Raw genomic sequence first — 23,652 nt, 5'->3', positions numbered from 1 at the left:
GGCGCGTGCGCGGCTGCCCGGGGTCGCGTGGCCGTGGCGCGGCCGGATGGCGCTGCCGCGGCACGCGGGTGACGCGCTCTGGTTCGCGCTGTGCGCGGCGGGATGCGGGTATGCGGCGGTTGTACTGTTCCGGCTCGGACGCGCGGCGCTGACCTGGGCGGACCTGCGCGTCGTGGCGGGCGAAGGGGCGCTCACCTTCGTTCGCGTGACGGTGCTGGTCGTGATCGCGTCGGCGATCTGGGTGCCGATCGGCATTGCGATTGGTCTTCGACCGCGCGTGGCCGCCCGCATCCAGCCGATCACGCAGTTTTTCGCCGCGTTTCCGGCCAACCTCCTGTTTCCGGTCGCGGTGTTCGTCATCGTGCGCTACCGGCTCGCCCCCGAAGTCTGGCTGCCGCTGTTGATGATCCTGGGCGCGCAATGGTATGTGCTGTTCAACGTGATCGCCGGAGCGAGCGCGTTTCCGGCCGACCTGAGCGAAGCGGCGGCATGCTTTCGGGTCCGGCCGGCGACCTGGTGGCGTCGCGTCATGTTGCCGGGTGTGCTGCCGTACTTCGTGACGGGCGCGATCACCGCGTCCGGCGGCGCATGGAATGCGAGCATCGTCGCGGAGGCGGTGAGCTGGGGCAGCACGCGCCTGAATGCCGGCGGACTGGGGGCCTACATCGCGCAGATGACCGGCGCCGGTGACTTTCCGCGTATCGCGCTCGGTGTCGCCGTCATGTCGCTGCTCGTGATCGCGACCAACCGGCTCGTGTGGCGCCCGATGTATGCGTTCGCCGAGCGCAGGACGCGGTTCGATTGAGTCCGGACCCGATCCTCCATCCGCAGGAGACCGATGTGTCGAATCCCGGTGAATGCAAGGAAGCGTACGAGGCGGGCGCGGCCGCGCCGTCATCGGAGCAGGCGCCCGTCGTGCTCGAGATGCGCGGCGTATGCAAATCGTTCACGAAGCCGTCCGGCGAGCCGCTGCACGTGCTGGCCGATATCGACCTCACGCTCCGCGAGGGGGAGATACTGGGGCTGCTCGGCCGCTCCGGCTCGGGCAAGTCCACGCTGCTGCGGATCGCGAGCGGGCTCGTCAAGCCCTCGTCCGGCGCAGTCGCATATCGCGGGGCACCGCTTGCCGGCCCGACCGCCGGCATTGCGGTGGTGTTCCAGACCTTCGCGTTGTACCCGTGGCTGACCGTCGTCGAAAACGTCGAGCTCGGGCTCGATGCGCTGAGCCTTCCGCCACGCGACGTGCGCGAACGGGCGGCCGTCGCGATCGAGTTGATCGGGCTCGACGGTTTCGAATCGGCTTATCCGCGCGAACTGTCGGGCGGCATGCGTCAGCGGGTGGGGTTTGCCCGCGCGCTCGTCAGCGAACCCGTCCTGCTGTTGATGGACGAACCGTTCTCGGCACTCGACGTGCTGACCGCGGAAACGCTGCGCACCGATTTTCTCGACCTGTGGGACGCGCGCCAGCTGTCGACCCGGTCGGTGATGATGGTGACCCACAACATCGAGGAAGCCGTGCTCATGTGCGATCGCATCCTGGTGCTCGGCGCCGGCCCGGCGCGCATCGACGCCGCGCTGAACGTGCCGTTGCCGCGTCCGCGCAGCCGGCACGACCCGGCCTTCCAGGCGATCGTCGGCAAGATCTACGCGACGCTGACCGCGCGCATCGCCGACGCGGCGGCGGCCCGTGCGGCGGCCGGCGGCACGCTGGCCATGACGCTACCCGACGTGACGAGCCACCATCTCGCCGGGTTCGTCGAGACCCTGGCGGCCGCGCCGTACGACGGCCATGCGGAACTCGGCGCGATTGCCGCGGCGCTCGCGCTCCGGGTCGACGTGCTCCATGCGACCGCCGCGGCGCTCCATCTGCTCGCCTTTGCCGAGTGGCACGACCGGACCCTCCGGTTGAGCGCGGCGGGCCACGTGTTCGCGCACAGCGACGACGAGGCCCGGCGGCGCCTGTTTCGAGAGCATGTCGTCAAGTTCGTGCCGCTTGCCGCGCATATCGACGAAGTGCTGGACGAGCGTGCAGGGCATCGCGCGCCGCGTGAGCGTTTCGAACTGGAGCTCGAGGATCATCTCGATCCGCGCAGCGCGGAACAGGCGCTGCGCGTCGTGACGGACTGGGGCCGCTACGCGGGGCTGTTCGACTACGACGACCATACGCGCACCTTCGGCCGTTGATCATGCGGGCCCCGGCCCGCGGCAAAGGCGGGTGGTGTGCCGCCGCGTCCGTTGACTTCCGTCAACGCCCGGCGCGCGGTGCGTTCGAGAATGACTTCACGGGCGCCGAAACAGGCTGGGCGTTTGCCGGCGGAGTCGTTCAGGCTTTCGGTTGCGATCGGCAGCGAGCGTGTCGTGCGACGCTCGACGGGCCACCGGCGCGATCGCGCCGCTTCAGCGAACCTGCCGGTACCTGCGCACGCCAATGACCGTAGACGGGAGAATGGGCCATGAACTGGCTTTCCGAATATTTCGCACAGCACACGAGCCCGCTGTCGCTATCGATCTGGGCGCATCCGCCGCTCGTGGTCGGACCCGACGGCCCGGTTTGCCGCGAGCCTTACCGCCTGCCGTATCCGGGAGTGGAGATGGTGTACACGCCGGCCGGAACGGTGGAGTGCGGCGGCAGGATCTATACGTTGCCGGCTCGCTACGACGCGAGGTGGACACGTGCGGGCGGTATCTTGCACGACGATGCCGCGCCGTTTTTCCGCGAGGTGACGATCTTCGCGCCGTCGCCATTCAATCGCGACTTCGTCGTGACGGTCAACGGCGAGTTTTCCTTCGTGCCGTCGTTCTGGGCGGATGGATCGCCGGGCTTCTCGGGCACCTGCGCGCCTGCCGCGAGCGGCCATGCGGTGCGGGATCGAAGCGGCCCCCCGTGGTTGTTCCAGGGGTATCTCAGCATCTAGGCGGCGTCGGCGTCGGCGTCGGCGTCGAGGCGGCGGGAACCGGCGCTACACTCGCACCTCCCCGCGCTTTTTCCGCACGAAGAGGGAAACGAGCGCGCCGAGCACGGCCGCGCAGGTGGGCGAAGTGCGCGACGCCGTTCGTGTCGCGGCCGGCCGAAACGGAACGGCGTGACATGGCGTCAAGTCAGCCGTGCGTCGCGCACGGCCGTTGAGGCGGATCATGGGCAGCCGTCGCCCGGGGCCCGCCACGGCCTGCGTGGCGGCACGTGCGCGATCGGCCGCGACGACGTGCGGCCCGTTGAAGTGCCGACCCTGCGTGGCGCCCGTCGTGCCCGTCGTGCTGCCCGTCGGGGCCGCGCTCCGGGCGGCGCGCAGCGCGCGTGTTTACGCGCGTAGCGCGGCGAACAACGGCGCCCAGAACGCGCGGCTCCCGTACGCCGCGACGTCGCACTCGGTTTCGAAGCGGATCGCGATCGCGGCCTCGGCTCCGGCCAGCGGCTCGGCGCGCTCGACCTGCCGGGCCAGTACGGCCGTGTCGGCATCGGATGCGTCGCGTCCGTGTGCGGCCCGGGCCGCGACACGGGCGGCGAGCGTCGCCTGGCTCGCGGTGAAGTCGAGAATCGCGACGCGCACGCCGCGCTGCTCGGCGAGCGAAATGAAGGGTGCCCGGTTGCGCCGGAGCAGGAACGTCGCGTCGACGATCGCCGTATAGCCGCTGGCGAGGATCTCGCCGGCCTGCGCACGCAGTCTGTCGTAGACCGCGTCGATCGCCGTCTCCGAGTAAGCGGCGGGCGGCAGACGGGTGTCCTCCGGTGCGCTGGCGAAGCGCTTGCGTTCGGCGTCGCTGGACAGCCGGATCGCGCCGAGCCGTTCCGCCAGCGCGCGGCTCGCCACCGATTTGCCGGAACCGGACATGCCATGGCAGAGCAGCAGCAACGGCCGCGCATCGCGGCGTGCCTGCGCCATGTCCGACGCAAGGCGCAGATAGCGGCCGCGCGTCGCCTCGTCGCCGCGCAGCCGCGCGGTCAGCGCACGCACCAGCGCACGATAGACGAAGTAGCACGGCAGTACGGCCAGCGCCGCATGGTCGTCCGTACCTGCGAGCCATCCTGACAGGAGGCGGTGGGCGCAATCTGCCCGCCCGCGGGCGGCATAATCCATCCATGCAAACGCGAGATCGCTCGCCACGTCGATCCAGCGCAGCGCGTCGTTGAACTCGATGCAGTCGAACATCAGGATCCGGTTGCGCCAGCGGACGACGTTGTCGAGGTGCAGATCCCCGTGGCAGGCGCGCACGAAGCCGTTCGCGTCCCGCTCGGCGAACTGCGGCGCGAGACGAGCCAGCTCGGCTTCGTACCAGCGTCGCAGCGCGGCTTGAGCGGGCACCGTGACGTCGAGCGTGTCGCACAACGCCTGGCATTGGGCCGCGACGCTCGCCGCGCTGCCCGGGTAGCCGCGCGGCGCACGGCGCGGCGCGTGGAGATGATGGCGGGCCAGCGTCTGCGCGAATGCGTCCGCGTCCGCCAGCCCCGTGTCGTGCGATGCGCTGCGGACCGACAACATCGCTTGCGCGTCGAACCGGCGCATGCGCACCACATACTCGCCGGGCACCGCCGGCTGCCGGTGGCGGTGGGGGCCGGTTCGCACGGGCGGGCCGAAGGTGCTGCGGCGACCGCGCGCGACGATCGGCCAGACGCCCAGGTACAGCGGGCCGGCGAACGGCCGGTTGAGCGACCATTCCGCCAGCGCGCAGCGGCGGCGCTGCGCGGGGCGCACGAGATCGACGAACGCGAATCGAACGGGCTTGATGCGCTTGTACGCGTAGCGTCCCGCCAGATACACGACGGACAGGTGGGTTTCGATCCGTTCGATCCGGCCGGCGGGATGCGGATAGGTGGCAGGCCGACGCAACGCGCGATCGAATTGCAGGGTCTTGCGTCGTGCGGCTCCGCGGCTCGACGTGAACGGCAGGCGTGGCGCTCGGGACATGATGAACGGATCGATGGGCAGGGCGCCGGCATGGCGCCGTGCCCGCGGGTTGTAGTCGAACGGAAGCGGCACGCTCCGTCTGCTCGATGTCGCGGGATCGGGCCGGCAGGCTCGGAGGCACGCGTGCGACGAACCCTATTGCAGCCGACTGTCGCCCATCCCGGCTTGATGCGTGTCAAGCGCGTTGACCGTGCGCGCCCGGACGGCTTGCCGTGGCCCGGCGCCGGCGCGGTAGCGGCGCAACGCCGCCCGCATGCACGTCGTCGGCACCGTTGCTGCGCGTGCGGTACGCACCGCGGCGGCGCGCGCTTGACGCAGGTCAACCGCATTCCCCATGGCGGCCCTACAGTCGATTCGGGCGTTCGGGCAATGCGGCACGTGACCGCGCACCGAATGCGGGATGTCGGTGCGCCACGCGGCCGGGTTGGCGTCGAGCGGATTCACGCCGCCGGATGGCGAGCGGAACGCGATGCGTTGCGAGGTAGGGAAGATGAAACAACGGGTGTGGGCGGTCGTCGTGTTGCTCGCGTTGGGGGCGTGCGCCGATGCGGAGCGGAACGCGGCCTTCCGGTCGACGGAAACGCAATTGTTCGCGACGCGCCAGGCCGCGGCGCTGCCGTGTTCGACACCGGCCGAATGCGACCGCGCATGGCGCCTTGCGCGCCGCTACGTCGAAGGGCATTCGTCGACCCGGATCACCCGGGCCGATGCAGACACGATCGAGACGGCGCCGCCGTTCCTGGCCGGCGAAGTCTATTTGTGGGCCTCGCGCACCGCATCGGGCGGCGGCGCGGCGGTGATCCGGCTCAAGGCGATGTGCAAGGGCATGTACGGCAGCGATGGCGGCCCGGGGTGGCGGTACGACGCGTGCGCGACGAAGATCCTCGATATCGAGCGAGGTTTCCGGGCCGACGTGAGCCAGGCGCGTTCCCCCGGCGCGCCGCAGCCGGTCGCGCCGCGCTGATCCGGCGTCTCGTGCCCGTGCGCCCGCGCGCCTCCACGTGATTTCGAACCGTTGACCTCCGTCAACGCCCGCGTCCGGCGAACGCCGATGATGACACCCATCCGCACGCCGCCGGCGCGTCGGTTCATCCAGCGAGGTCGGTATGTACACGAACATCATGGTCGCCGTGGACGGCAGTCCTTCATCGAAACTGGCGCTCGACGAAGGTCTGAAGGTGGCGCGATCGTACGGCGCGCGCCTGTTCGCCGTTTTCGTCGTCGACCGCTCGCTTCTGGTGACGTACGCCGGACGAATGGATCCGGACGCGCTGCTCGACGAGGTTCGGCGCGATGGCGCGGCGGTGCTGCGCAGCGCGGAACGGGCGATCTCGCACGCGGCGGTCAACGGCGACACGGAAATCGTCGAGACCGAGCCTGGCCAGAATGTCGCCGAACGGCTGCAACGGTACGTCGTCGAGCGTTCGATCGATCTGGCCGTGATCGGTACGCACGGCCGCCGCGGTGTCCGGCGGTTGTTTCTCGGCAGCGTCGCGGAGCGTTTCCTGCGCGGATCGAGTTGCCCGGTCCTGCTCGTACGCGCCGGCGATGCCGCCCCGGCCGCGGCGGCGGCAGCCTAGCGTTTTCGCGCGCGGCGCCTCGCGGCGAGGACGCGGGCAGCACGCGGCGCACCGCCAGCCCGCGCCCACCCATGCGCAACCTGCACAGGTGACCATCATGCAGATCTCCTTTCCTTGCGAACATCCGACGTATTGCAGCCAGGATCCCGCGCTGGCGTTTCCCGCGCTGGTCGAAGGCCGCCGTGTGCACTGCGCGATCACCGCGGAAGCGCTGGAGGATCACTTCCGCGCGGCGTCGCCGCGTGAACAGGATCTCGTGGAGGCATTCGCCCGTCATCGACCCGCGATCGAGCGCGCCGCGCGCTGCCTGCTCGAGGAGATGGGCGGCCGGCCGATCCTGCTCCACAGCGGCTATTTCCGGTTCTGCACCTGAGCGTCCGTTCCCGTTGACGCGCGTCAAGCCCATGCCGATGCGGGCAGTTACGCTGGAATCCTGATGATCGTTCGTCCGTTGCCCGGCACACGGTGCCGCGCCAATCCGATCTTCGTCATGGCTTCGCGCGGGCGGGACGAAAGCGCGGGCCGCATGTCAATCGTTCGAGGAGTACGAACCATGAGCAATGTCACACGGTACGATCCGTTTTCGATCGAACCCGTCGCCGACCTGTTTCAGGGCCTGTTCAGGCCGCTGCGCGGGATGACGCTGGCGGACGAGCCCGATCTTGCATCGATGAAGATCGACGTGACGGAAAGCGACGATGCGTACAAGGTCAACGCGGAACTGCCGGGCGTCGCCAAGGACGACATCGACGTCCAGGTGACGGGCAGCACCGTATCGATCAACGCGAAAATCCAGCGCAACAGCGAGCAGAAGGAAGGCGAGCGCGTGATCCGGCGCGAGCGCTATAGCGGCGCGGTCAGCCGCTCGTTCTCGCTGTCGGGTGAAATCGACGACGCGAAGGCAACGGCGACGTATCAGGACGGCGTGCTGTCGCTGACGCTGCCGAAGAAGGCGCCGGTCGCGCAGAAAAAGCTGACGATCGGCTGATCGGGCGGCAGGCAGCGGGTGACGCCGGCATGCGCTGCCCGACAGGAGGAGACGGCGCGCGGAGCGATCCGCGCGCCGTTTCGTTGAAGCGGGCGCCGGGGCGCTCACGCATTCGATGCCGCGCCGCCTGCGCGATAGCCGACCGTCTGCGCGAGGATCGGCAGCTCGTCCTCGTTCAGCCGCAGCGCGTCGGCCAGCACGCGATGGTTGATCCAGCCGCGCACGACCGTGCCGAGGCCGGCGGCCGCGCAGTAAAGCGACACGTTCTGCGCGATGGCGCCGGCCGCGATCGCCGAGAACACGTCGCGCTGCTGCGGCGGCATGTCGAGGATCGCGGCGGTCCGCACGACGTAGACGAGGTCCAGCGGCGCGCGCCCGACGAAGTCCTGGTAACCCGTCAGGTTGCGGGCATCCACGGCGTGTTTCAGCACGAGCCGATGCGCGGGCGCGTCGTAGCGATAGACGCCGTACGGCAGCGCGACGTACACGTCGATTTCGTTGAACGCATGCGCGGACGGCGCCGTGCGGCCGCCGCCGACCGGCCGGTTGACGCCGTCCGCGGCCCACAGCATCGCGCCGAGTGTCGCGGGCGGCAGGGGCGTGGCGGCGAATTCGCGGGAACTCATTCTCGCCGCGAGTGCGGTCATCAATGGCGGGCCGCCGTCGAGGTCCGGGTACGGCAGGTCGATGAGGGGCGGGGATTCGCCCTGTGGCGATACCGGCCCTGCCGGTGGTGTCGGCGAATAGGCCAACAGTTGCTGTTCCGTCATGTGAGTCTCCTTGGAGCATCGCCGTGCTTGCCCGGGGCGTCGCGCATCGGCGATCTCACGATAAGTCCGCCGGGCCGCGCCGGCTTGACCTCCGTCAAGCGGTGCACCGGCAGGCCGCGATGCGCGTCGAGCGGCGTCCGTTGACCTGCATCAGCGATCCCCGGCCGTGCATGTGCAAATCTGGGCGTATGCGGCGAACAGGCACGCCGCGGCTCACAGGAGTGCAGGCGATGAAAACCGACAAGCAACTGAAGCAGGACGTCCAGGACGAACTGGAGTCCGACCCGGCGATCGACGCGACACGCATCGGTGTCGAGGTCGTCAACCGGATCGTGACGCTCTCGGGTCACCCGCCGAGCTATGCGGAGAAACTGGCGATCGAGCGTGCGGCGAACCGCGTGGCCGGCGTCAAGGCGCTCGTCGTCGACATGACCGTGCATTTGCCGGACGACGACGTCCGCACCGACGAGGACATCGCGAATGCCGTGCGCTCGGTTCTGCACTGGACGGTCGGTCTGCACGACGACGCGGTCAAGGTGCAGGTCGAACACGGCTGGATCACGCTGTCCGGCAGGGTCGACTGGGCGTACCAGAGCCATATGGCCGTGCGGGCGATCTCGCAGATGCGCAGCGTGACCGGCGTGACCGACCACATCACGGTGCAGGGAGCGGTCGGGTCGGCCGACATCGGCGGCAGCATCAAGCGCGCGATCATGCGCCACGCGGAGCGCGAGGCGAAGCACATCGCGATCGAGGTGCACGACGGCACCGTGCGGCTGTCCGGCAAGGTCGGTTCGTTCTCCGAGCGCAAGGCCGTGCGCGGTGCCGCGTGGTCGGCGCGCGGCGTGCGTGCGGTGGTCGACGACCTGGTCGTCGAGTAAGCGCGGAACCCCCGGTAACCGGACGGGCAGTCCGCGCAGTTGAAGGAGGGGAGCCGGATGACACTGTCAGGCGAGGTACACGACGCGGACTGGTCGGTGACGATCGAGACGATTGCCGCCGAAGCGGGCGGCTACCGTTGCAGGATCCACGTGACGTTCACGTCGCCGGATGGCGCGTGCGAGCGCACGTTCGCGCACAGCCGGACCCACGATACCGAGCGCGAAGCCGCGATCGACGGGCTGCGCGCCGGGATGACCTGGGTCGAGATGAGGAAGTCGAACACGTTCACGGTCTGACGCCACGGCGCACGTGACGTGTCTCCCGTGCGTCGACGTTTCGTTCGTCATCCGATGCAACGAGCGCCGCGTCGCACGGGTATCGGTGTGCCTACCCGTCCGCCCGGTCACGGTCGGCAGGCGGCGCGGGGCGCGCAACCGGTTCATCGTCGCGCGCATGTTCGCGTTGCCGCCGGACATGATGCGCGACGGCGTCGGTCACGGTCGGAAAGAAGCTGGCGGGACCGAACGCGTCGAACAGCCCGTAGGCGCGCAGGCGATCCTTCACCGGCCCCTTCATTTCGGCGAAGTCCAGTGCGATTGTCTGCGCGCGGAGTTCCTCGCAAAGCGCCACGAGCCGGTCGGCGGCGCTGACGTCGATATCCGTGACGGGCTCGGCCGCGATGACGATGCGCGTGACCGGAGACGCCGACGATACGATGGCCGCGTGCAGATGCTCGCAGAAAATCTCGACGTTCGCGTAGAAGAGCGGCGCATCCCAGCGGAACAGCAGGAGCCCCGGCGTCTGCACGGCGTCCGGATGGCGCGCGATGTCGTGATAGCCGCGCACGCCGGCCAGCCGGCCCAGCACCGCATCGTACGGATGCCAGGCCCGCCACACGAACGACAGCAGCGACAGCGCGCTGGCGAGCAGGATGCCGGGCACGACGCCGATGCCGATCACGCCGGCAAAGCACAGCACCGCAATCAGGCATTCGCCGCGACGCATCCGGTACAGCCGGACGACGTTGCGGACGTCCGCGATGCCGAACGCCGCGTACATCACGACGGCGGCCAGCGCCGCGCGCGGGACACCGGTCAGCAGCGTCGGCGCGGCAACGAGCAGGATCGCGATGCACGCCGCCGCGACGAGGTTCGTGACCTGGCTCTGCGCGCCCGCGGCAATCGCGACGGGCGTGCGCGATGCGCTGCTGCTGACCGCGCAGCCCTGCATCATGCCGGCCAGCAGATTGGCGGCGCCCAGTGCGACCAGTTCCTGGTTGCGATCCGGCGTTTCGCCCGAACGTGCCGACAGGGCGCGCGACAGCATGCTGATGTCGGCGAACGACACCAGCGCGACGGCGACGGCGCCGGACGCGAGCGCGCCCAGGTCGGCGACGGAGACGACCGGCAGATGCGCCACGGGCGCGCCGGCCGGCAACGTGCCGACCGTCGCGATGCCGTGCAGCGGCGACACGTGCGCGACCACGGTCGCCGCCAGCACCGCGATCAATACGCCGGGTGCGCGCGGCATCACCCGTTTCATCAGGAAAATGGTGGCGAGCGCACCGATGCCCAGCAGCGCGGCATCGGTGGAGAACCGGCCTTCGGCGAGGGCGTGCACGATGGGCGGCACGCTGGAGAACACGTCGCCGCCCGCCGCGGGCATGCCGAGCAGTTCCGGCAACCGGCCGATCGCGAGCGCGATCGCGATACCGTTCAGGTAGCCGTACTGGATCGGACGTGACAGCAGGTCGGTGACGAAGCCGAGGCGGAGCGTGCCGAGCAGGATGCAGATCGTGCCGGCCGACAGCGCCAGCGCGCCGGCCAGCGCGATGGCGCGCTGCGGGTCATGGTCGGCGAGCGGGGCGATCGCGCCGGCGATCAGCGCGGCCAGCGCCGAATCGGGGCCGAGGACGAGGATCCGGCTCGGGCCGAGCAGCGCATACGCGAGCAACGCAGCGATCGACGCATGGAGGCCCGTGACGGCCGGCAGGCCGGCCGCCTGTGCATAGCTCATGCCGACGGGCACCAGCACGGCCGACAGCGCGATGCCCGCATACAGGTCGCGCGACAGCCATGCGCGCCGGTAGTGCGTGAGCAGTGCGATGCCCGGAAACAGGTGGGCGACGTGTTCGGAAAGGTGCCGGTTCATCGCGGCTTCATCCCGGAGACGTCCGGGCGAACGGGATGGACGGCTTCGGCAGGCGCGTGGTGACCGGGGGGCGGCCGGCCCGGGCAGACGGACGGGACGGCAGGGCGAGCGTGATCATCGCGTCGGAAGACCGGGCCGCCGCCGTCGCGCCGGATGCCGGCGGCGCGGCACGGCTGCGGGCTTCAGGCGGCCTTGAGTGCCGACAGTTGCAGTGCCTGCGCAAAGCGGGCCAGCGTGGCGATCGAGCCCGTCACGCTCTCGTACCGCTCGCGCCCGATCTGTCCGTCGAGGATCACGAGCATGCCGGCGTCGCGCGCCAGGGCGACGAGCGCCTGCGTGTCGAGCGCGGCAGCGTCAGGCCGGCGGGCCTGGTCGCCCGAATCGGGAAGCGGGGTAGCGTGTGTCATGACGGCTCTCCTGATGGCCCGGAATCCGGCTGGCGCGCTGCCGCGATCCGTGATTTCAGTATCGTTGCCGCGCCCGCGCGATTCAATCGGCATGCCCCGAAGCTGCGGTAGGAATCGCGCGAAGCGCGTCGGCAGATTCCTACACGGCACGCGGTTTCGGCGGCGGGCGGTGGCGCACCGGCCGCGCCGCACGCCGCCGTGCATACCAGCTTCCGATCGCGCGCCAGATGTCGGGGGCGGATTCGCAGTACGTGAACAGGTCGAGATCGCTGCGATCGATCATCCCCTCGTCGGCGAGGAAGGCCAGGTCCACCGCGCGGCGCCAGTACGCCTCGCCGACGAGGATGACGGGCAGCGGCGGGATCTTGCGCGTCTGCAGCAGCGTCAGGACCTCGAACAGCTCGTCGAATGTGCCGTAGCCGCCCGGGAAAAACACGGCGGCTTTCGCGCGTTCGAGCAGATGCAGCTTGCGGATCGCGAAATAGTGAAACCGGAAACCGAGATCGGGCGTGATATACGGATTCGGCGCCTGTTCGCGCGGCAACTCGATGTTCAGGCCGATGCTCGGCGCGCCGAGTTCGTATGCGCCGCGGTTCGCGGCCTCCATGATGCCGGGGCCGCCGCCGGTGACCACGGCGAGCCGCGCGGCGCGCGTGCAGCGGTCGGCGTGGCCGACGATGCGCCCGAATTCGCGTGCGACGCGGTAATACACGCTGTGCTCGACGAGCCGGCTCGCCGCCGCGACCGCGCGGCGCCGGCCCGCATCGTGCGGACGCTGCGCGAGCAGGCGATTGGCTTCGTCCAGCCGGGCATTCGCGACGGCAGGGGCGACGATGCGCGTACTGCCGTAGATCACGACGGCATGGCCGATGCCTTCGCTCTGCAGGCGCGCCTCGGCTTTCCAGTAGTCGAGCTGCAGCCGGATGCCGCGCATGCTCGCGCGCTGCAGGATGGTGGCGTCGTCGTCGACAGGCGTGCGTTTCGGGCGTCGGGCGGGACGCCGCGCGCGGCGCGGGCCGGACCGGGCGCTGTCGTCGTTGCCGGCGAGCGCATCGGGCCGCGGACGTGCGGGTATACCGCGCGTTTCCGTCGGCGTCGCGCCGGGTGCGGCACGGCGGCGCGCGTTGCCTCGTACCGTGCGGGCGGGTAGGCGTTTGATGGCGGTCGGCATGCGGTGCGGGCCGGCGGGCCGGCTACTGGCTCAGCACCCATTGCACGAGCTGATGCGCATCGTCGGCGGACAGCGGGCCGCCGCGATCCTCGGCGGACGGCATCGGCGTGTCGCCCCAGTGCACGCGGCCGCCGACGCGCAGCTTGCGTTCCAGTTCCGCGGCGGCCGCCGGATCGCCGCGATAGCGCTGCGCGATCTCGTGGAACGACGGCCCGAGGAACCTCATGTCGGGCGTGTGGCAGAACATGCAGTGCTGCGCGTTGACGAGATCGGTCGGCTCGGGCACGGCCGTCTGCGCGGCGGCCGGGCCGGCCGCCGCAGCGATCGCGCAGAGGGCGGCGAAACGCAGGAGGTTCATGTTTTTATCCTCGTCCGGGTCGGAGGGGGCGCACCTTGCCTCGCGGCGCGATCAGGAGACGACTTCGTCGAGCGGGCGGCGCGGCGAATGCGGCGTATGCGGGCCGCGCCCGACGCGCAGCAGCAACTGCGGCTCGCCGCGCAGCCCGAGCATGTGGCGCAGGTGGGCGCGCAGCCCGGCCGTCTCGATCGGCTGGTTCAGGTAGGACGCCGTATGGTCCGCGCGCGTCGCGACGAGCAGGACGCGCTCCAGCGCCTGTCCGGCGGCGAGCCATGCGTCGCGATCGTCGCAGACGGTCGACAGGCAGACGATCAGCGGCGACGCGCCGACGAGCTGGTGATGCAGCGCGGCGAGCCCGTTGCCGAGATCGAACGTCCGGACCGCCATCGTCACGACGGGCGCCGCGAAGTCCAGCAGCGTCGGCACGCCGGCCGCGAATGCCGGCATGCCGTCGACGTGCCGGCGCGGATCGATCCAGCTCGCCAGCTCGCGCCGGAAGCGCGGATCGGCGAACTGCTGCCGGTCGGCCTCGGCGACGAGCTCGGCCACCCGTGCGCGGTGCGCGATCGCGTCGATACAGGCGACCTCGACGCCTTCCGCCGCGCCGGCCGCGATCAGCTCGCGCTGGAGCGTGTCCGGAACGGCCGTCGATTCGAACGGCGCGCGCGTCGTCACGCGCTCCGGAATCGCATCGAACAGCGCGCCGAGCGACGCGTCGGAATAGCCGTCGTCGCAGACCCGCACCAGTGCGAGGAGATCGGGGTCGACTTCGGAGGGGAACGTGCTGATCGTATGGGCGAGCCCTGCGTGGTCGAGCGCGACACGCAGGTTGAGCAAGGCGGCGCCGCAACTGATGATCAGCTCGCGATCGAACGGATCGACCACCGGCAGCGCACGGACGCGGTCCGCGCAGACCGCGATCGTGGGCCCGTCGACGATGAACCGCCACGGCTGCGAGTTGTGGCTGGACGGGGCCAGCACCGCATAGGCCAGCAGCGACCTCAGATGCGCTTCGGGATGCGCGCTTGCGGCAAGTGGGGGAACGGATATCATTCGATCATCTCCTGGTCGGCCGGGCGGGCGGCGTCATGCCACTTCATCGTGTCAGCAACCGGCCGGCCGCCGTTGACCCACGTCAAGCGCCCGTCACTGCGCCATGCGCGCGCGGCGCGTGGCGACTAGCCTTGCATCGTGACGCGCGCGAACTCGATGGCGCGGGGAGGCGAGCATGCTTGCGATGATGTTTGACGGTACGACGCCGCATTTGCGCGAGGCGCGCGTGCCGGATCCGCTGCCGGCGCCGGGCCAGCTGCTGATCGACGTGCACGCGTGCGGTGTATGCCGGACCGATCTCCATGTCGTCGACGGCGAACTCGCGCACCCGAAGCTGCCGCTGGTGCCGGGGCACGAGATTGTCGGAACGGTGCGCGTGCTCGGCGAGGGCGTGACGGGATTCTCCGTCGGCGACCGGGTGGGCGTTCCATGGCTGGGCTCGACCTGCGGGCATTGCGCGTACTGCGCGTCCGGCCGCGAAAACCTGTGCGACAGCCCGGGATTCACCGGTTACACGATCGACGGCGGTTATGCCGAGTGCGCCGTTGCCGACCATCGCTATTGCGTGCACCTGCCGCGGCGCTATTCCGATCTCGAGGCCGCGCCGCTCCTGTGCGCCGGCCTGATCGGTTACCGAACCTTGCGCATGGCCGGCGATGCGCGTCGCGTCGGCATCTACGGCTTCGGCGCGGCCGCCCATCTCGTCGCGCAGGTCGCGCATTTCGAGGGGCGGAAGGTGTTTGCGTTGACGAAACCCGGCGACACCGTCGCCCAGCAGCTCGCGCTGTCACTCGGTGCCGCATGGGCCGGCGGCAGCGACGAAACGCCGCCGGAACCCCTCGACGCCGCACTCGTCTTCGCGCCGGTGGGCGCACTGGTGCCGGCCGCGCTTCGCGCGGTCGACAAAGGCGGGATCGTCGTATGCGGCGGCATTCACATGAGCGATATCCCGGGCTTTCCGTACGCGTGGCTGTGGGGCGAGCGCCGCATCGCGTCGGTCGCCAACCTGACGCGCGCGGACGCGGCCGCGTTCATGCGGATCGCCGATGCGATGCCGCTGCGGGTCGAAGCGGTGCGTTACGCGCTGACCGATGCAAACCGCGCACTGGACGATCTGCGCGCGGGGCGCGTATCCGGCGCCGCCGTGCTCGGCATGCGCGGCTGATCCCGCTCGACATGCCCGCACCGCAATGCGCTCAGATGCGCCCGAGGCCGTCCGGATCGACGATGCGGATCTGCTTGCCTTGCGCGGCGACGAGCCCCTTGCGCTGGAACTTCGACATCATGCGGCTGACCGTTTCGAGCTTCATCCCGAGATACTCGCCGATCTCGTCGCGCGTCATCCGCAGCACGAATTCGGCGGCCGAGTAGCCGCGCGCCTTGAAGCGCGTGGACAGGTTCAGCAGGAAGGCGGCCACGCGCTGCTCGGCGGTCATCGTGCCGAGCAGCAGCATCTGCGCGGATTCGCGCACGATCTCGCCGCTCATCATCTGATACACGTGATGCTGCATCGGCCGAACGTCGCGGCACATCTGTTCGAGCTGGCCGAACGGAATGATGCAGACGGTGCTGTCCTCGAGCGCGATTGCGTCGCCGTTGTGCCGCCCGGTGTGCACGCCGTCGAGCCCGAGCGATTCGCCGACGATCTGGAAGCCGGTGATCTGCTCGTCTCCGTCGCGATGCATCACGATGGTCTTGAACGAACCGGTTCTGACCGCATAGATGCTGTTGAATGCGTCACCCGCGCGAAACAGCGTTTCGCCGCGCCTGACGTGCCGCGTCGTGCAGATCATCGCGTCGACGCGCGCGAAGTCGTCAGGCGAAAGATCGGGCGGCATGCACACGGTACGCAGCGCGCACGTCGAGCAACGGGACGCGGCGCGCTTCGGCTGGTCCGCCCGTTCGACGGGATGCAGCGGGATGAACGGACGTGACGGTTGTAACGGGTGTAACGGCATGGTCTGCGAAACATCGGCATGGCTTTGCATGATCGGCTCCAATTCCTGGGCCAGCGGCGAATCGCTGTCGGGCACGATCGCGCTGGCCGTCGTACCGGCGGCCTTGGTGTCTGCCGCCTTCCTGATGGGGAACCACACCGGACGGGCCAGGAGACCGAAACCGGTCTCGGGGTTGAGGGGGCCTTTGCTCCGGGTGGCACGCTGGCTTGTTTTTCTTGATACGCAGTATGGATGGCGCGGCGCTCGACGGAAATCAGCCGGAATTGAAGATGCGGTAGGACACGTGGAAGCGTTGTAGGGCGTTTCCTACAAAGGGGGCGGCATCTTGCCGCGATCTTGCCGCCGAGGCGGGCGCGCGTTGCCCGGTCGACGTTGTCAAGAGGCGGGCGGCACGGGCGGCGATTCCGTTGACCTGACTCAATGCCGGCGGCGGTGGCGGACGTTATGTTCGATATCACGCGACGCAGCGTCGAGGAGCCGGTCGCGCGATCGCGAGCCGCCCATGCGGCCACTGGCAGCGGGATCGTCGGCGCAAGCAGCCGGCTGCCTGGCGGCCGTCAGAGTTCGTCCGGGTCGTCGAACAGCTTGTGGCGCATCGCATAACGCACGAGCGCCGTGTCGTTCGGCATTTGCATCTTCTCGAGAATGCGCGTCTTGTACGTGCTGACGGTCTTGACGCTGACGCAGAGCGCCTGCGCGATTTCGGAAATCGACTCGCCGGTGGTGACGCGCCGGAAGACGTCGAATTCACGGTCGGACAGACGCTGGTGCGGCAGGAGATCGGTCGGTTCGTTCAGGCTCTGCGCAAACTGTTCGGCCATCGTCAGGCTGACATACACGCCGCCGGCCGCGATCTTGGTCAGCGCCGCGACCAGCTCGGCGCTCGCGCTCTCCTTGGTCATGTAGCCGGATGCGCCCGCGCGGAACGCGCGCACCGCGTATTGCTGCTCGGCGTGCATCGTCAGCACGAGGACATGCAAGGCCGGTTTCTCGTCCTTGATCTGCTTGATGAGTTCGACGCCGTTCCGGCCGGGCATCGACAGGTCGAGCACCAGCACGTTCGCGGCCGTGCCGCGTACGAGTGCGATCGTGGATGCGCTGTCGCACGCGTCGCCCGCGACCTCGAAGCCGCTTGCGTTCTGCAGGATGTGCCGCAGGCCGTCCCTGACGAGGGCATGGTCGTCGGCGATGAGTACCCTGATCATGACAGCACATCTCCTTGCTGGATGGCGTGAAGCGGCAACGCCACGGTAATCGTGAATCCCGTTCCCGGCCGGTTCTCGATCGTCACCGTGCCGTCGAGCATGTGCGCGCGCTCACGGATGCCGATCAGCCCGAACGACGGACGATCGCGCTCGTCGCGGGCGACCTCCGGCGCACCGTGGCCGTTGTCCGCGATGCGCAGCATGCAGTAGCCGTCTTCCACTTTAAGGGCGAGCTTCACGTGCGTCGCATCGGCATGCCGGGCGACATTGGTGAGCGCTTCCTGCACGATGCGGAACAGCGTGGTGGCGCCGGTGCTGGTGAACGCGGTATCGACGGGGGCGATGTCCCGGTCGACCGTGATCCGGTAGCGATGCGTGAAATCGTTTGCAAGCCACTCGATCGCCGGGACGAGACCCAGGTCGTCGAGCATCACCGGCCGCAGATCGGCCGCGATGCGCCGAACCGACGCAACGGTCGAATCGATCAGGCGATGCATGCCGCCCAACTGCTCGCGCACGCCGGTATGGGGGGCGACAATGCCCGCGAGCCCCAGCTCGACGGCGGAGAGGTCCATCTTGAGCGCGGTGAGTTGCTGGCCGAGGTCGTCGTGCAACTCGCGCGCGATCCGCGTTTTTTCTTCCTCCCGCACGTTCTGCAGGTTGGCGGACAGCTCGCGGAGTTCCTCGCGCGACTGCCTGAGCGCATTTTCCGCGCGGACGCGCTCGGTGACGTCGCGCAGCATGACCGTGTACAGCTTGCCCGCGCCGTCGCGAATCTGCGATATCGACGCCTCGATCGGGAACTCCGTGCCGTCGCCGCGCAGGCCGAACAGCACGCGTTGCTGCCCCATCTGGCGGTCCGACACGCCCGTCACGCCGAATTGCTCGACGTGCCGCGCATGCGCGGCGCGAAAGCGCTCGGGGATGAAGCGGGTGAGCGGCGCGCCGATCGCCTCCATCGCGGAGACGCCGAACACGCGTTCCGCGGCCGGATTGAAGATCACGATCGTCTGGCTTTCGTCGACGGTAATGATCGCTTCCATCGATGACCGGATGATGCCCATCATTCGCTCCCCGGTCGGCTGGCCGTCGCCGGCGGGCACGGCGGCGGAGATTCGCGTGGAGACAACCTGCTGCACGAGCACGGCCAGTATCAGCGACAGCGCGGTGCCGGCCGCCAGCACGGCCAGCGCGGGGCCGGACGTGTCCGGGCCCGGCGCACTGTAGCGCAGCGTGAGCGGCGTACCACCGAACGACAGCGAATCCGTTCGCGTGAGCATGTTGCCGGCGGCCGTGGCGTCGTTGCCGCCGAAGCCGCCGGCATGGACGAGCGCCGCCGGGATGTCGGCCGCGATTTCCATGCGTAGCCGATCCAGTATCGACGGATCGACGAGACGTGCCGGATCGAGCGCGGCATAAACGTATCCGGTCGCGCGCGCATGTTGCGGCCCCGGCGGAGCCCCGTCTTCAGCGTCCGCATAAATCGGCAGATACAACATCAGCGCCGTGCGGGCACTCGTCGCGTCGGCGCTGTCCTGGGTCGCGTTCGCGGCCAGCGCGACCCTGCCGGTTTCCGCCGCTCGCTGCAGTGCCCGCCGGGTCGCCTGATCGTCATTGGCGGGGCTCGGCTCGATTCTCCCGACGCTGCGGACGGGCGACTGCAAGCCGTCCAGATCGAGACCGGCAATGTAACGACGCCACGCGTCGCCGGATTGAGGCACGACCAGCGTCGACGCGAAGCCGCGCGCGCCGCGCAAGACGGCGGCGGCGCCGAGGAAGCTGCGCCGGAGGTCGGCCGTCGCGAGCGTCGCCGATTGCGCGAAGCGCGCCTGGGCGGCTTCCTGCGCCCGGTTCTGCACGAGCCGGGCGGCGGCAAACGTCGTGGCCAGGCCGAGCGCCAGCGTCAGCAGCGCGGCGAGGGTCGCGGATCGAGCGGGCCGGACCCTGCGCGGAGCCGGCCCGGCCTTGAAGGCGGGCACATGGACTGTCATTGCCGTTCATCCTGACGGATTTCGCCGGCGGTCGGCGGGCGGCGGGCCGGACGCGGGGCACGGGAAGCGGGGCAGGCCGAAACTGCGATATCGTCCGAAATTGTGCGCGTTTTGTCCGGATTCGCCAATCGGGACCGATGCGTACGCCTGTTTCCGTGCGGGCTTGACCGGCGTCAACCGGACGATGCGCGTCGGGCCCAGACTGGTCTGGCATGCCGGTCAAATCCGAACGGCAACGGGGAGGTTCCATGTATGCACGGATCTTTGCGGCACTCGACGGCAGCCGCGCTTCGCGACTCGCGCTCGACGAGGCGATCACGCTCGCCCGCGATTCAGGCGGCCTGATCGTCGCCGTGTGCGTGGTATCGGACGCGCCAAGGGTGGCCGACGTCGACAGCGGCTATATCGGCCAGCGCGACCCGGCGGGGCTGGATGCGGACAGGGCCGCGATCGCGGTGGCGGACGCGGAGACCGCGTTTCGCCTGTGCGGCGTCCGCGGCACGGCACACACGCTCGACGCGTGCGGCGAGGACGTGTCGTCCGTTCTGGCGCGCGCCGCCGCCGAATGCGATGCGGAGCTGATCGTGATGGGCACGCACGGGCGGCGCGGCGTGCGCCGCGCGTTGCTCGGCAGCGTCGCCGAATCGCTGGTGCGCACCGCCGACCGGCCGGTGCTGGTCGTGCGGGAGGGGCAGGGCGCGTGTGCGGCCGTGTTGTGACGAAAAGGGGGCGGCCGCAAGCGGCTGCCCCCTTTTCGACGGCTCAGTGAGACAGCAGCACCGGCACCGTCATCGTCTCGAGGATCGTGCGTGTGGCGCCGCCCAGCACGCGTTCGTGCATGCGCGCATGGCTGTACAGACCCATCACGAGCAGGTCTGCGTGCAGGTCGGTCACCCGGTTCAGCAGCGTCGCGCCCACGCCGACCGACCGGTCGCGCGGCGTCGTGGAGAACGACGCGCGAACGCCGTGCCGTTCGAGATACGCGGCGACGTCGACGCCCGCGGGCGTCTTGTCCGGGTCGGGCTGCCCGCGCACGACCGTCTCGACGTTGACGAAGCGCGCGCGGGCGAGCAGCGGCAGCGCATCGGCCATCACGCGGGCGGCTTCGCGCCCGCCGTCCCAGCCGATCAGCACGTTCTCGCCGATCGTTCGCACGTCGCCGGCGTAGGGCACGACGATCGCCGGGCGGCCGCTGCCCATCACGACATCCTCGACGAAATGACGCGCGACGTAGGTCATGCGATCGTCGGGGTCTTCCTGGCCGAGCACCAGCAGATCGGCGTGACGCGCGTGCAGAATGGCGGCGGCGGTCGCGTCGCCGGTGGGGGCCTGCCATTCGACGCTGCGTCCCGCGCGCTCGGCGGCCGTCAGGAATTTTTCCTCGGCTTCCTTGCGGCGCTGCTCGCACAGCCGCTCGTACACGGCAAGCTTCAGCGGTTCGTCGGGCCGCCGCAACGGCTCGAACAGGTCCTGGCAGACCACGTAGAGGCCGATCAGATGCGCGTTCCAGCGCGCCGCGAGTTCGAGTGCGAGGCCGACGCGCGTCGCGCAGCGCTCGCTGTCGTCGAGGTGGACGAGCAGGGTCTTGTAGCTCATGACGGCTCCTTTTCGGTTGATGCCGCGGCGGTTTCGGCGGGTTTCTCCGACGGGCAGTTCGCCGGAATCATCAGGACGGGGCAGGTGGCCAGGCGCAGCACGCGCTCGGCCACGCTGCCGAGGAAGAGGCGCTGAAAGCCGCGCCGGCCGTGCGTGCCCATCACGATCAGATCGGCCCCGGTTTCGTCGGCAAGACGGACGATCCGGCGCGGAATGTCCTCGCCCGCGGGCTCGACGTTGGAGATCTGCGGCGTGCCGGCCACGTCGCGCGCTTTCAGGCGTCGCGCCGCGTCGTCGGTGACGCGCAGCCCCTCTTCGCGGAAGGCATCGACGAGGATCGACGGATCGTATCCGTACGTGTCGTAGGCGGGCACCAGGAAATCGACGACGTAGACGGGGGTCAGCCGCGCACCCGTCTCCGCCGCGAGCGTCAGCGCGGCGTCGAGTGCGCGGGACGACGTGTCGCTGCCGTCGAGCGCAACCAGAATGTTCGAGTACATGGCATTTCCCTTGAACGGATGTGGATGAAGTCATCATCGGCGCGCGCGCGCCGACGGCGCTGATCTGGATCAAGCGGCGCGGTTGCCGCGCAGCACGCGCACCGCGGCGCGTGCCGCGATCCACGCTTCGTTGGTCGGCTCGACGACCACCGTGACCGCGCTCGACGCGGACGACACGACCTGCGCATGGCCAGCATTCGCGCACACGTCGAGGTCGATGCCGAGCCAGCCGAGCGATGCGCAGATCCGCTCGCGCAACACGGCCGAGTGCTCGCCGATGCCGGCCGTGAAGACCAGCATGTCGAGGCCGCCGAGCAGCGCGGTCAGCGCACCGGCCTCGCGCACGATGCGATGGACGTACAGCGCCAGCGCATCGGCGGCCGGCGCATCGCCGGCGGCTTCGCGTGCCAGCAGCACGCGCGGGTCGCCCGACGCGCCCGAGACGCCCTTGAGCCCCGACTCGTGATACAGCAGGTGGCCCAGCGCGTCGCCCGACAGCTTGCCGACTTCGAGCAGGTGCAGGACGACACCGGGATCGAGCGCCCCGCAGCGCGTGCTCATCATCAGCCCGTCGAGTGCCGAGAAGCCCATCGTCGTCGCGACACTGCGGCAGTCGCGCATCGCGCACAGGCTGGCACCGCTGCCGAGATGGGCGGCGATCACGCGGCCGTGCGCACGCGCGCCGAACCGCTCGTCGAGCGCGACGGCCAGGTATTCGTACGACAGGCCGTGGAACCCGTAGCGCCGTACGCCCTCGTCGAACCACGCGTGCGGCAGCGGGAGCAGCTGCTCGGTGCGCGGCAGCGTGCGATGAAATGCCGTGTCGAACACGGCGATGTGCGGGACGCCCGGAAACGCGCCGCGCAGCACGTCGATCGCGTCGAGGCCGTGCGGCTGATGCAACGGGGCGAGCGGCGTCAGCGTGCGTAGCGCGCCGAGCACCGCGTCGTCGACGATCACCGGCTCCATGAAGCGTGTGCCGCCGTGCACGACGCGATGGGCAATGGCGCCCACCGTGATGTGCGGCAACTGCCCGCGGATCCACGTCGCGATCCGCGCGAGCGCGTCGCGACAGGGGTCGCTCGCACCGAGCGGCAATGCAACGGCCGGTCCGGCGTCGAAGCGGATCGACACGCCGTTGCCGGTCTCGACCGCTTCGCCCTCGTGCAGCGGCCGCCGCGCGGGATCGTCGTGCGGCGGATACGCAAAGAGCGCGAACTTCACGCTCGACGAACCGGCATTGACGACGAGAAGCGCGAGCGTGCGCATCGGCCGGCTCAGTGCGACATCAGCACCGGCAGCGTCATCGACCCCAGCACCGTGCGCGTGGCGCCGCCCATCACCAGTTCGCGCCAGCGCGGATGGCCGTAGGCCCCCATCACGAGCAGGTCGGAACCTGTTTCGTAAGCGCGTGACAGCAGCGTGTCGCCGATCGACGCGCCGGCGCCGGTACCGATGTCGAGCACGTTCACGTCGTGCGCGTGGCGTGCCAGCATCAGCGCGGCATCGGCGGCCGGAATGCGCGTGGTCGCCGCCTCCGAATCGGCGTCGACCACGGCGGCGACCGTCGTGCGCTTCGCATGCTCGAGAAACGGGAGCGCGTCGTGCGCGGCGCGGGCCGCTTCGCGGCTGCCGTCCCATGCGACGAATACCCGTTCGCCGATCGACGGAAATTCTCCGGTGTACGGCACGAACAGCACCGGGCGGCCGGCGGACAGCACGAGGTTCTCCGGAAACTGGTCGTCGATAAAGGTCTCGGGATCGTTCGGGTCGCTCTGGCCCGCAATCACGAGATCGGCGAGCCGCGCGGCGCGCAGCACGGCCTGATTCGCGCGTTCGTCCGCGTGAACCCAGGTCGCCGGCACTTTGGCGCGGGCGGTCTCCGCATGGAACAGGCGTTCCAGCGCGGCGAGCCGTTCGTCGCGCCGCTCGCGGTGCTCGCGGAAATAGTCGGCGGAACCGGCCATCACGTAGAACGAATACGGCTCGGGCGTGTAGACCGCGAACAGCCCGGTGAGATGCGCACCGAAGCGCCGGGCGAGACGCAACGCGAACTCGAGGCGCGAATGCGCGCGGGCGCTCGTATCGAGGTGCACGACCATGCTTTTGTAGCTCATCGGAATCGCTCCATCGACGGG

26 protein-coding genes are annotated in these 23,652 nt (G+C 69.7%); 11 read left to right on the top strand and 15 right to left on the bottom strand.

What is annotated here, in order from left to right; genetic code table 11:
- The 3 genes from DPV74_RS17475 to DPV74_RS17465 all read left to right on the top strand — a co-directional run.
- A partial coding sequence (locus DPV74_RS17475; RefSeq protein WP_119337635.1) for an ABC transporter permease subunit occupies positions 1 to 805 on the top strand: 805 nt, incomplete at its 5' end.
- 35 nt (positions 806 to 840) lie between these two features.
- Complete coding sequence (locus tag DPV74_RS17470) at positions 841 to 2,184, top strand: nitrate/sulfonate/bicarbonate ABC transporter ATP-binding protein (protein WP_374708966.1); 1,344 nt, start codon at positions 841 to 843, stop codon at positions 2,182 to 2,184.
- 269 nt (positions 2,185 to 2,453) lie between these two features.
- The gene (locus DPV74_RS17465) at positions 2,454 to 2,915 is read left to right on the top strand and encodes a hypothetical protein (RefSeq protein WP_059696819.1); all 462 of its coding nucleotides are present in this window, start codon (positions 2,454 to 2,456) and stop codon (positions 2,913 to 2,915) included.
- 384 nt (positions 2,916 to 3,299) lie between these two features.
- Here DPV74_RS17465 and DPV74_RS17460 read toward each other — a convergent pair whose 3' ends face one another.
- Both DPV74_RS17460 and DPV74_RS17455 read right to left on the bottom strand, forming a co-directional pair.
- Positions 3,300 to 4,904, bottom strand: coding sequence for a bifunctional aminoglycoside phosphotransferase/ATP-binding protein (locus DPV74_RS17460; RefSeq protein ID WP_091923091.1), 1,605 nt, complete (start codon positions 4,902 to 4,904; stop codon positions 3,300 to 3,302).
- 135 nt (positions 4,905 to 5,039) lie between these two features.
- Positions 5,040 to 5,348, bottom strand: a complete 309-nt coding sequence (locus DPV74_RS17455) for a hypothetical protein (RefSeq protein WP_134319447.1) — start codon at positions 5,346 to 5,348, stop codon at positions 5,040 to 5,042.
- Positions 5,349 to 5,394: 46 nt separating this feature from the next.
- On the opposite strand from DPV74_RS17455, the gene DPV74_RS17450 reads away from it, so the two are divergent.
- The 4 genes from DPV74_RS17450 (at position 5,395) to DPV74_RS17435 (ending at position 7,472) form a co-directional block, all read left to right on the top strand.
- Positions 5,395 to 5,868: a hypothetical protein gene (locus DPV74_RS17450; protein WP_091923093.1), complete on the top strand. Its 474-nt coding sequence runs from the start codon at positions 5,395 to 5,397 to the stop codon at positions 5,866 to 5,868.
- Between the two features lie 142 nt (positions 5,869 to 6,010).
- Complete coding sequence (locus DPV74_RS17445; protein WP_027792288.1) at positions 6,011 to 6,484, top strand: universal stress protein; 474 nt, start codon at positions 6,011 to 6,013, stop codon at positions 6,482 to 6,484.
- 97 nt (positions 6,485 to 6,581) lie between these two features.
- A complete protein-coding gene (locus DPV74_RS17440; RefSeq protein ID WP_027792289.1) occupies positions 6,582 to 6,857 on the top strand; it encodes a DUF1488 domain-containing protein in 276 nt (91 codons plus the stop codon).
- Positions 6,858 to 7,037: 180 nt separating this feature from the next.
- On the top strand, positions 7,038 to 7,472 hold the full coding sequence (locus DPV74_RS17435; RefSeq protein ID WP_042974953.1) for an Hsp20/alpha crystallin family protein: 435 nt from the start codon (positions 7,038 to 7,040) through the stop codon (positions 7,470 to 7,472).
- A 104-nt stretch (positions 7,473 to 7,576) separates the two neighbouring features.
- On the opposite strand, the gene DPV74_RS17430 is transcribed toward DPV74_RS17435, so the two are convergent.
- The gene (locus DPV74_RS17430) at positions 7,577 to 8,242 is read right to left on the bottom strand and encodes a nitroreductase family protein (RefSeq protein ID WP_059696817.1); all 666 of its coding nucleotides are present in this window, start codon (positions 8,240 to 8,242) and stop codon (positions 7,577 to 7,579) included.
- A 230-nt stretch (positions 8,243 to 8,472) separates the two neighbouring features.
- Here DPV74_RS17430 and DPV74_RS17425 point away from each other — a divergent pair, with 230 nt between their 5' ends.
- On the top strand, positions 8,473 to 9,123 hold the full coding sequence (locus tag DPV74_RS17425; RefSeq protein WP_060082731.1) for a BON domain-containing protein: 651 nt from the start codon (positions 8,473 to 8,475) through the stop codon (positions 9,121 to 9,123).
- Positions 9,124 to 9,180: 57 nt separating this feature from the next.
- Positions 9,181 to 9,420, top strand: a complete 240-nt coding sequence (locus DPV74_RS17420; RefSeq protein WP_059685823.1) for a hypothetical protein — start codon at positions 9,181 to 9,183, stop codon at positions 9,418 to 9,420.
- 91 nt (positions 9,421 to 9,511) lie between these two features.
- Here DPV74_RS17420 and DPV74_RS17415 read toward each other — a convergent pair whose 3' ends face one another.
- From DPV74_RS17415 to DPV74_RS17395, 5 genes are all read right to left on the bottom strand, one after another.
- Positions 9,512 to 11,275, bottom strand: coding sequence for a SulP family inorganic anion transporter (locus DPV74_RS17415; RefSeq protein WP_091922983.1), 1,764 nt, complete (start codon positions 11,273 to 11,275; stop codon positions 9,512 to 9,514).
- A 182-nt stretch (positions 11,276 to 11,457) separates the two neighbouring features.
- A complete protein-coding gene (locus DPV74_RS17410; protein ID WP_021159371.1) occupies positions 11,458 to 11,682 on the bottom strand; it encodes a hypothetical protein in 225 nt (74 codons plus the stop codon).
- A gap of 139 nt (positions 11,683 to 11,821) precedes the next feature.
- A complete protein-coding gene (locus DPV74_RS17405) occupies positions 11,822 to 12,853 on the bottom strand; it encodes a TIGR00730 family Rossman fold protein (protein ID WP_091922985.1) in 1,032 nt (343 codons plus the stop codon).
- Between the two features lie 22 nt (positions 12,854 to 12,875).
- Positions 12,876 to 13,211, bottom strand: coding sequence for a c-type cytochrome (locus tag DPV74_RS17400; protein WP_021159373.1), 336 nt, complete (start codon positions 13,209 to 13,211; stop codon positions 12,876 to 12,878).
- 51 nt (positions 13,212 to 13,262) lie between these two features.
- Positions 13,263 to 14,264, bottom strand: coding sequence for a nitroreductase family protein (locus DPV74_RS17395; RefSeq protein WP_091922987.1), 1,002 nt, complete (start codon positions 14,262 to 14,264; stop codon positions 13,263 to 13,265).
- Between the two features lie 175 nt (positions 14,265 to 14,439).
- Between DPV74_RS17395 and DPV74_RS17390 the strand changes: the two genes are divergently transcribed.
- A complete protein-coding gene (locus tag DPV74_RS17390) occupies positions 14,440 to 15,429 on the top strand; it encodes a zinc-dependent alcohol dehydrogenase family protein (protein ID WP_027792297.1) in 990 nt (329 codons plus the stop codon).
- A gap of 31 nt (positions 15,430 to 15,460) precedes the next feature.
- Here DPV74_RS17390 and fnr read toward each other — a convergent pair whose 3' ends face one another.
- The 3 genes from fnr to DPV74_RS17375 all read right to left on the bottom strand — a co-directional run bounded on the left by fnr (position 15,461) and on the right by DPV74_RS17375 (position 19,418).
- The gene (gene fnr / locus DPV74_RS17385) at positions 15,461 to 16,252 is read right to left on the bottom strand and encodes a fumarate/nitrate reduction transcriptional regulator Fnr (protein ID WP_091923097.1); all 792 of its coding nucleotides are present in this window, start codon (positions 16,250 to 16,252) and stop codon (positions 15,461 to 15,463) included.
- 527 nt (positions 16,253 to 16,779) lie between these two features.
- On the bottom strand, positions 16,780 to 17,427 hold the full coding sequence (locus DPV74_RS17380; RefSeq protein WP_091922989.1) for a response regulator transcription factor: 648 nt from the start codon (positions 17,425 to 17,427) through the stop codon (positions 16,780 to 16,782).
- The gene (locus DPV74_RS17375) at positions 17,424 to 19,418 is read right to left on the bottom strand and encodes a PAS domain S-box protein (protein WP_091922991.1); all 1,995 of its coding nucleotides are present in this window, start codon (positions 19,416 to 19,418) and stop codon (positions 17,424 to 17,426) included. Before DPV74_RS17375 ends, DPV74_RS17380 begins: the two co-directional genes overlap by 4 nt.
- 248 nt (positions 19,419 to 19,666) lie before the next feature.
- On the opposite strand from DPV74_RS17375, the gene DPV74_RS17370 reads away from it, so the two are divergent.
- Positions 19,667 to 20,137 (top strand): universal stress protein, encoded by a 471-nt coding sequence (locus tag DPV74_RS17370; RefSeq protein WP_091922993.1) that lies wholly within the window; start codon positions 19,667 to 19,669, stop codon positions 20,135 to 20,137.
- 43 nt (positions 20,138 to 20,180) lie between these two features.
- Here DPV74_RS17370 and DPV74_RS17365 read toward each other — a convergent pair whose 3' ends face one another.
- The 4 genes from DPV74_RS17365 to DPV74_RS17350 all read right to left on the bottom strand — a co-directional run bounded on the left by DPV74_RS17365 (position 20,181) and on the right by DPV74_RS17350 (position 23,631).
- Positions 20,181 to 21,014, bottom strand: coding sequence for a universal stress protein (locus tag DPV74_RS17365; RefSeq protein ID WP_060082655.1), 834 nt, complete (start codon positions 21,012 to 21,014; stop codon positions 20,181 to 20,183).
- Positions 21,011 to 21,514 (bottom strand): universal stress protein, encoded by a 504-nt coding sequence (locus tag DPV74_RS17360; RefSeq protein ID WP_059696801.1) that lies wholly within the window; start codon positions 21,512 to 21,514, stop codon positions 21,011 to 21,013. Before DPV74_RS17360 ends, DPV74_RS17365 begins: the two co-directional genes overlap by 4 nt.
- 69 nt (positions 21,515 to 21,583) lie before the next feature.
- A complete protein-coding gene (locus DPV74_RS17355; protein ID WP_091922995.1) occupies positions 21,584 to 22,783 on the bottom strand; it encodes an acetate/propionate family kinase in 1,200 nt (399 codons plus the stop codon).
- Positions 22,784 to 22,791: 8 nt separating this feature from the next.
- The gene (locus DPV74_RS17350; protein ID WP_060349151.1) at positions 22,792 to 23,631 is read right to left on the bottom strand and encodes a universal stress protein; all 840 of its coding nucleotides are present in this window, start codon (positions 23,629 to 23,631) and stop codon (positions 22,792 to 22,794) included.
- Positions 23,632 to 23,652: the final 21 nt, after the last annotated feature.

It is taken from the genome of Burkholderia sp. HAN2018, assembly GCF_024704855.1.
In the GTDB taxonomy this organism is placed as follows: Bacteria; Pseudomonadota; Gammaproteobacteria; order Burkholderiales; family Burkholderiaceae; genus Burkholderia; species Burkholderia cepacia.
Note: the sequence above shows the minus strand (reverse complement) of the source record. Positions and strands in the feature narration are given on the sequence as shown.

Bases quoted from the DNA above. Each gene is read 5' to 3' on its own strand.
- DPV74_RS17465 (WP_059696819.1), top strand. From the start codon at position 2,454: ATGAACTGGCTTTCCGAATATTTCGCACAGCACACGAGCCCGCTGTCG.
- DPV74_RS17365 (WP_060082655.1), bottom strand. From the start codon at position 21,014: ATGAGCTACAAGACCCTGCTCGTCCACCTCGACGACAGCGAGCGCTGC.
- DPV74_RS17370 (WP_091922993.1), top strand. From the start codon at position 19,667: ATGTATGCACGGATCTTTGCGGCACTCGACGGCAGCCGCGCTTCGCGA.
- DPV74_RS17360 (WP_059696801.1), bottom strand. From the start codon at position 21,514: ATGTACTCGAACATTCTGGTTGCGCTCGACGGCAGCGACACGTCGTCC.
- DPV74_RS17460 (WP_091923091.1), bottom strand. From the start codon at position 4,904: ATGTCCCGAGCGCCACGCCTGCCGTTCACGTCGAGCCGCGGAGCCGCA.
- DPV74_RS17375 (WP_091922991.1), bottom strand. From the start codon at position 19,418: ATGACAGTCCATGTGCCCGCCTTCAAGGCCGGGCCGGCTCCGCGCAGG.
- DPV74_RS17415 (WP_091922983.1), bottom strand. From the start codon at position 11,275: ATGAACCGGCACCTTTCCGAACACGTCGCCCACCTGTTTCCGGGCATC.
- DPV74_RS17380 (WP_091922989.1), bottom strand. From the start codon at position 17,427: ATGATCAGGGTACTCATCGCCGACGACCATGCCCTCGTCAGGGACGGC.
- DPV74_RS17425 (WP_060082731.1), top strand. From the start codon at position 8,473: ATGAAAACCGACAAGCAACTGAAGCAGGACGTCCAGGACGAACTGGAG.
- DPV74_RS17450 (WP_091923093.1), top strand. From the start codon at position 5,395: ATGAAACAACGGGTGTGGGCGGTCGTCGTGTTGCTCGCGTTGGGGGCG.
- DPV74_RS17405 (WP_091922985.1), bottom strand. From the start codon at position 12,853: ATGCCGACCGCCATCAAACGCCTACCCGCCCGCACGGTACGAGGCAAC.
- DPV74_RS17430 (WP_059696817.1), bottom strand. From the start codon at position 8,242: ATGACGGAACAGCAACTGTTGGCCTATTCGCCGACACCACCGGCAGGG.
- DPV74_RS17400 (WP_021159373.1), bottom strand. From the start codon at position 13,211: ATGAACCTCCTGCGTTTCGCCGCCCTCTGCGCGATCGCTGCGGCGGCC.
- DPV74_RS17395 (WP_091922987.1), bottom strand. From the start codon at position 14,264: ATGATATCCGTTCCCCCACTTGCCGCAAGCGCGCATCCCGAAGCGCAT.
- DPV74_RS17355 (WP_091922995.1), bottom strand. From the start codon at position 22,783: ATGCGCACGCTCGCGCTTCTCGTCGTCAATGCCGGTTCGTCGAGCGTG.
- DPV74_RS17440 (WP_027792289.1), top strand. From the start codon at position 6,582: ATGCAGATCTCCTTTCCTTGCGAACATCCGACGTATTGCAGCCAGGAT.
- DPV74_RS17420 (WP_059685823.1), top strand. From the start codon at position 9,181: ATGACACTGTCAGGCGAGGTACACGACGCGGACTGGTCGGTGACGATC.
- fnr (WP_091923097.1), bottom strand. From the start codon at position 16,252: ATGCAAAGCCATGCCGATGTTTCGCAGACCATGCCGTTACACCCGTTA.
- DPV74_RS17445 (WP_027792288.1), top strand. From the start codon at position 6,011: ATGTACACGAACATCATGGTCGCCGTGGACGGCAGTCCTTCATCGAAA.
- DPV74_RS17410 (WP_021159371.1), bottom strand. From the start codon at position 11,682: ATGACACACGCTACCCCGCTTCCCGATTCGGGCGACCAGGCCCGCCGG.
- DPV74_RS17435 (WP_042974953.1), top strand. From the start codon at position 7,038: ATGAGCAATGTCACACGGTACGATCCGTTTTCGATCGAACCCGTCGCC.
- DPV74_RS17390 (WP_027792297.1), top strand. From the start codon at position 14,440: ATGCTTGCGATGATGTTTGACGGTACGACGCCGCATTTGCGCGAGGCG.
- DPV74_RS17350 (WP_060349151.1), bottom strand. From the start codon at position 23,631: ATGAGCTACAAAAGCATGGTCGTGCACCTCGATACGAGCGCCCGCGCG.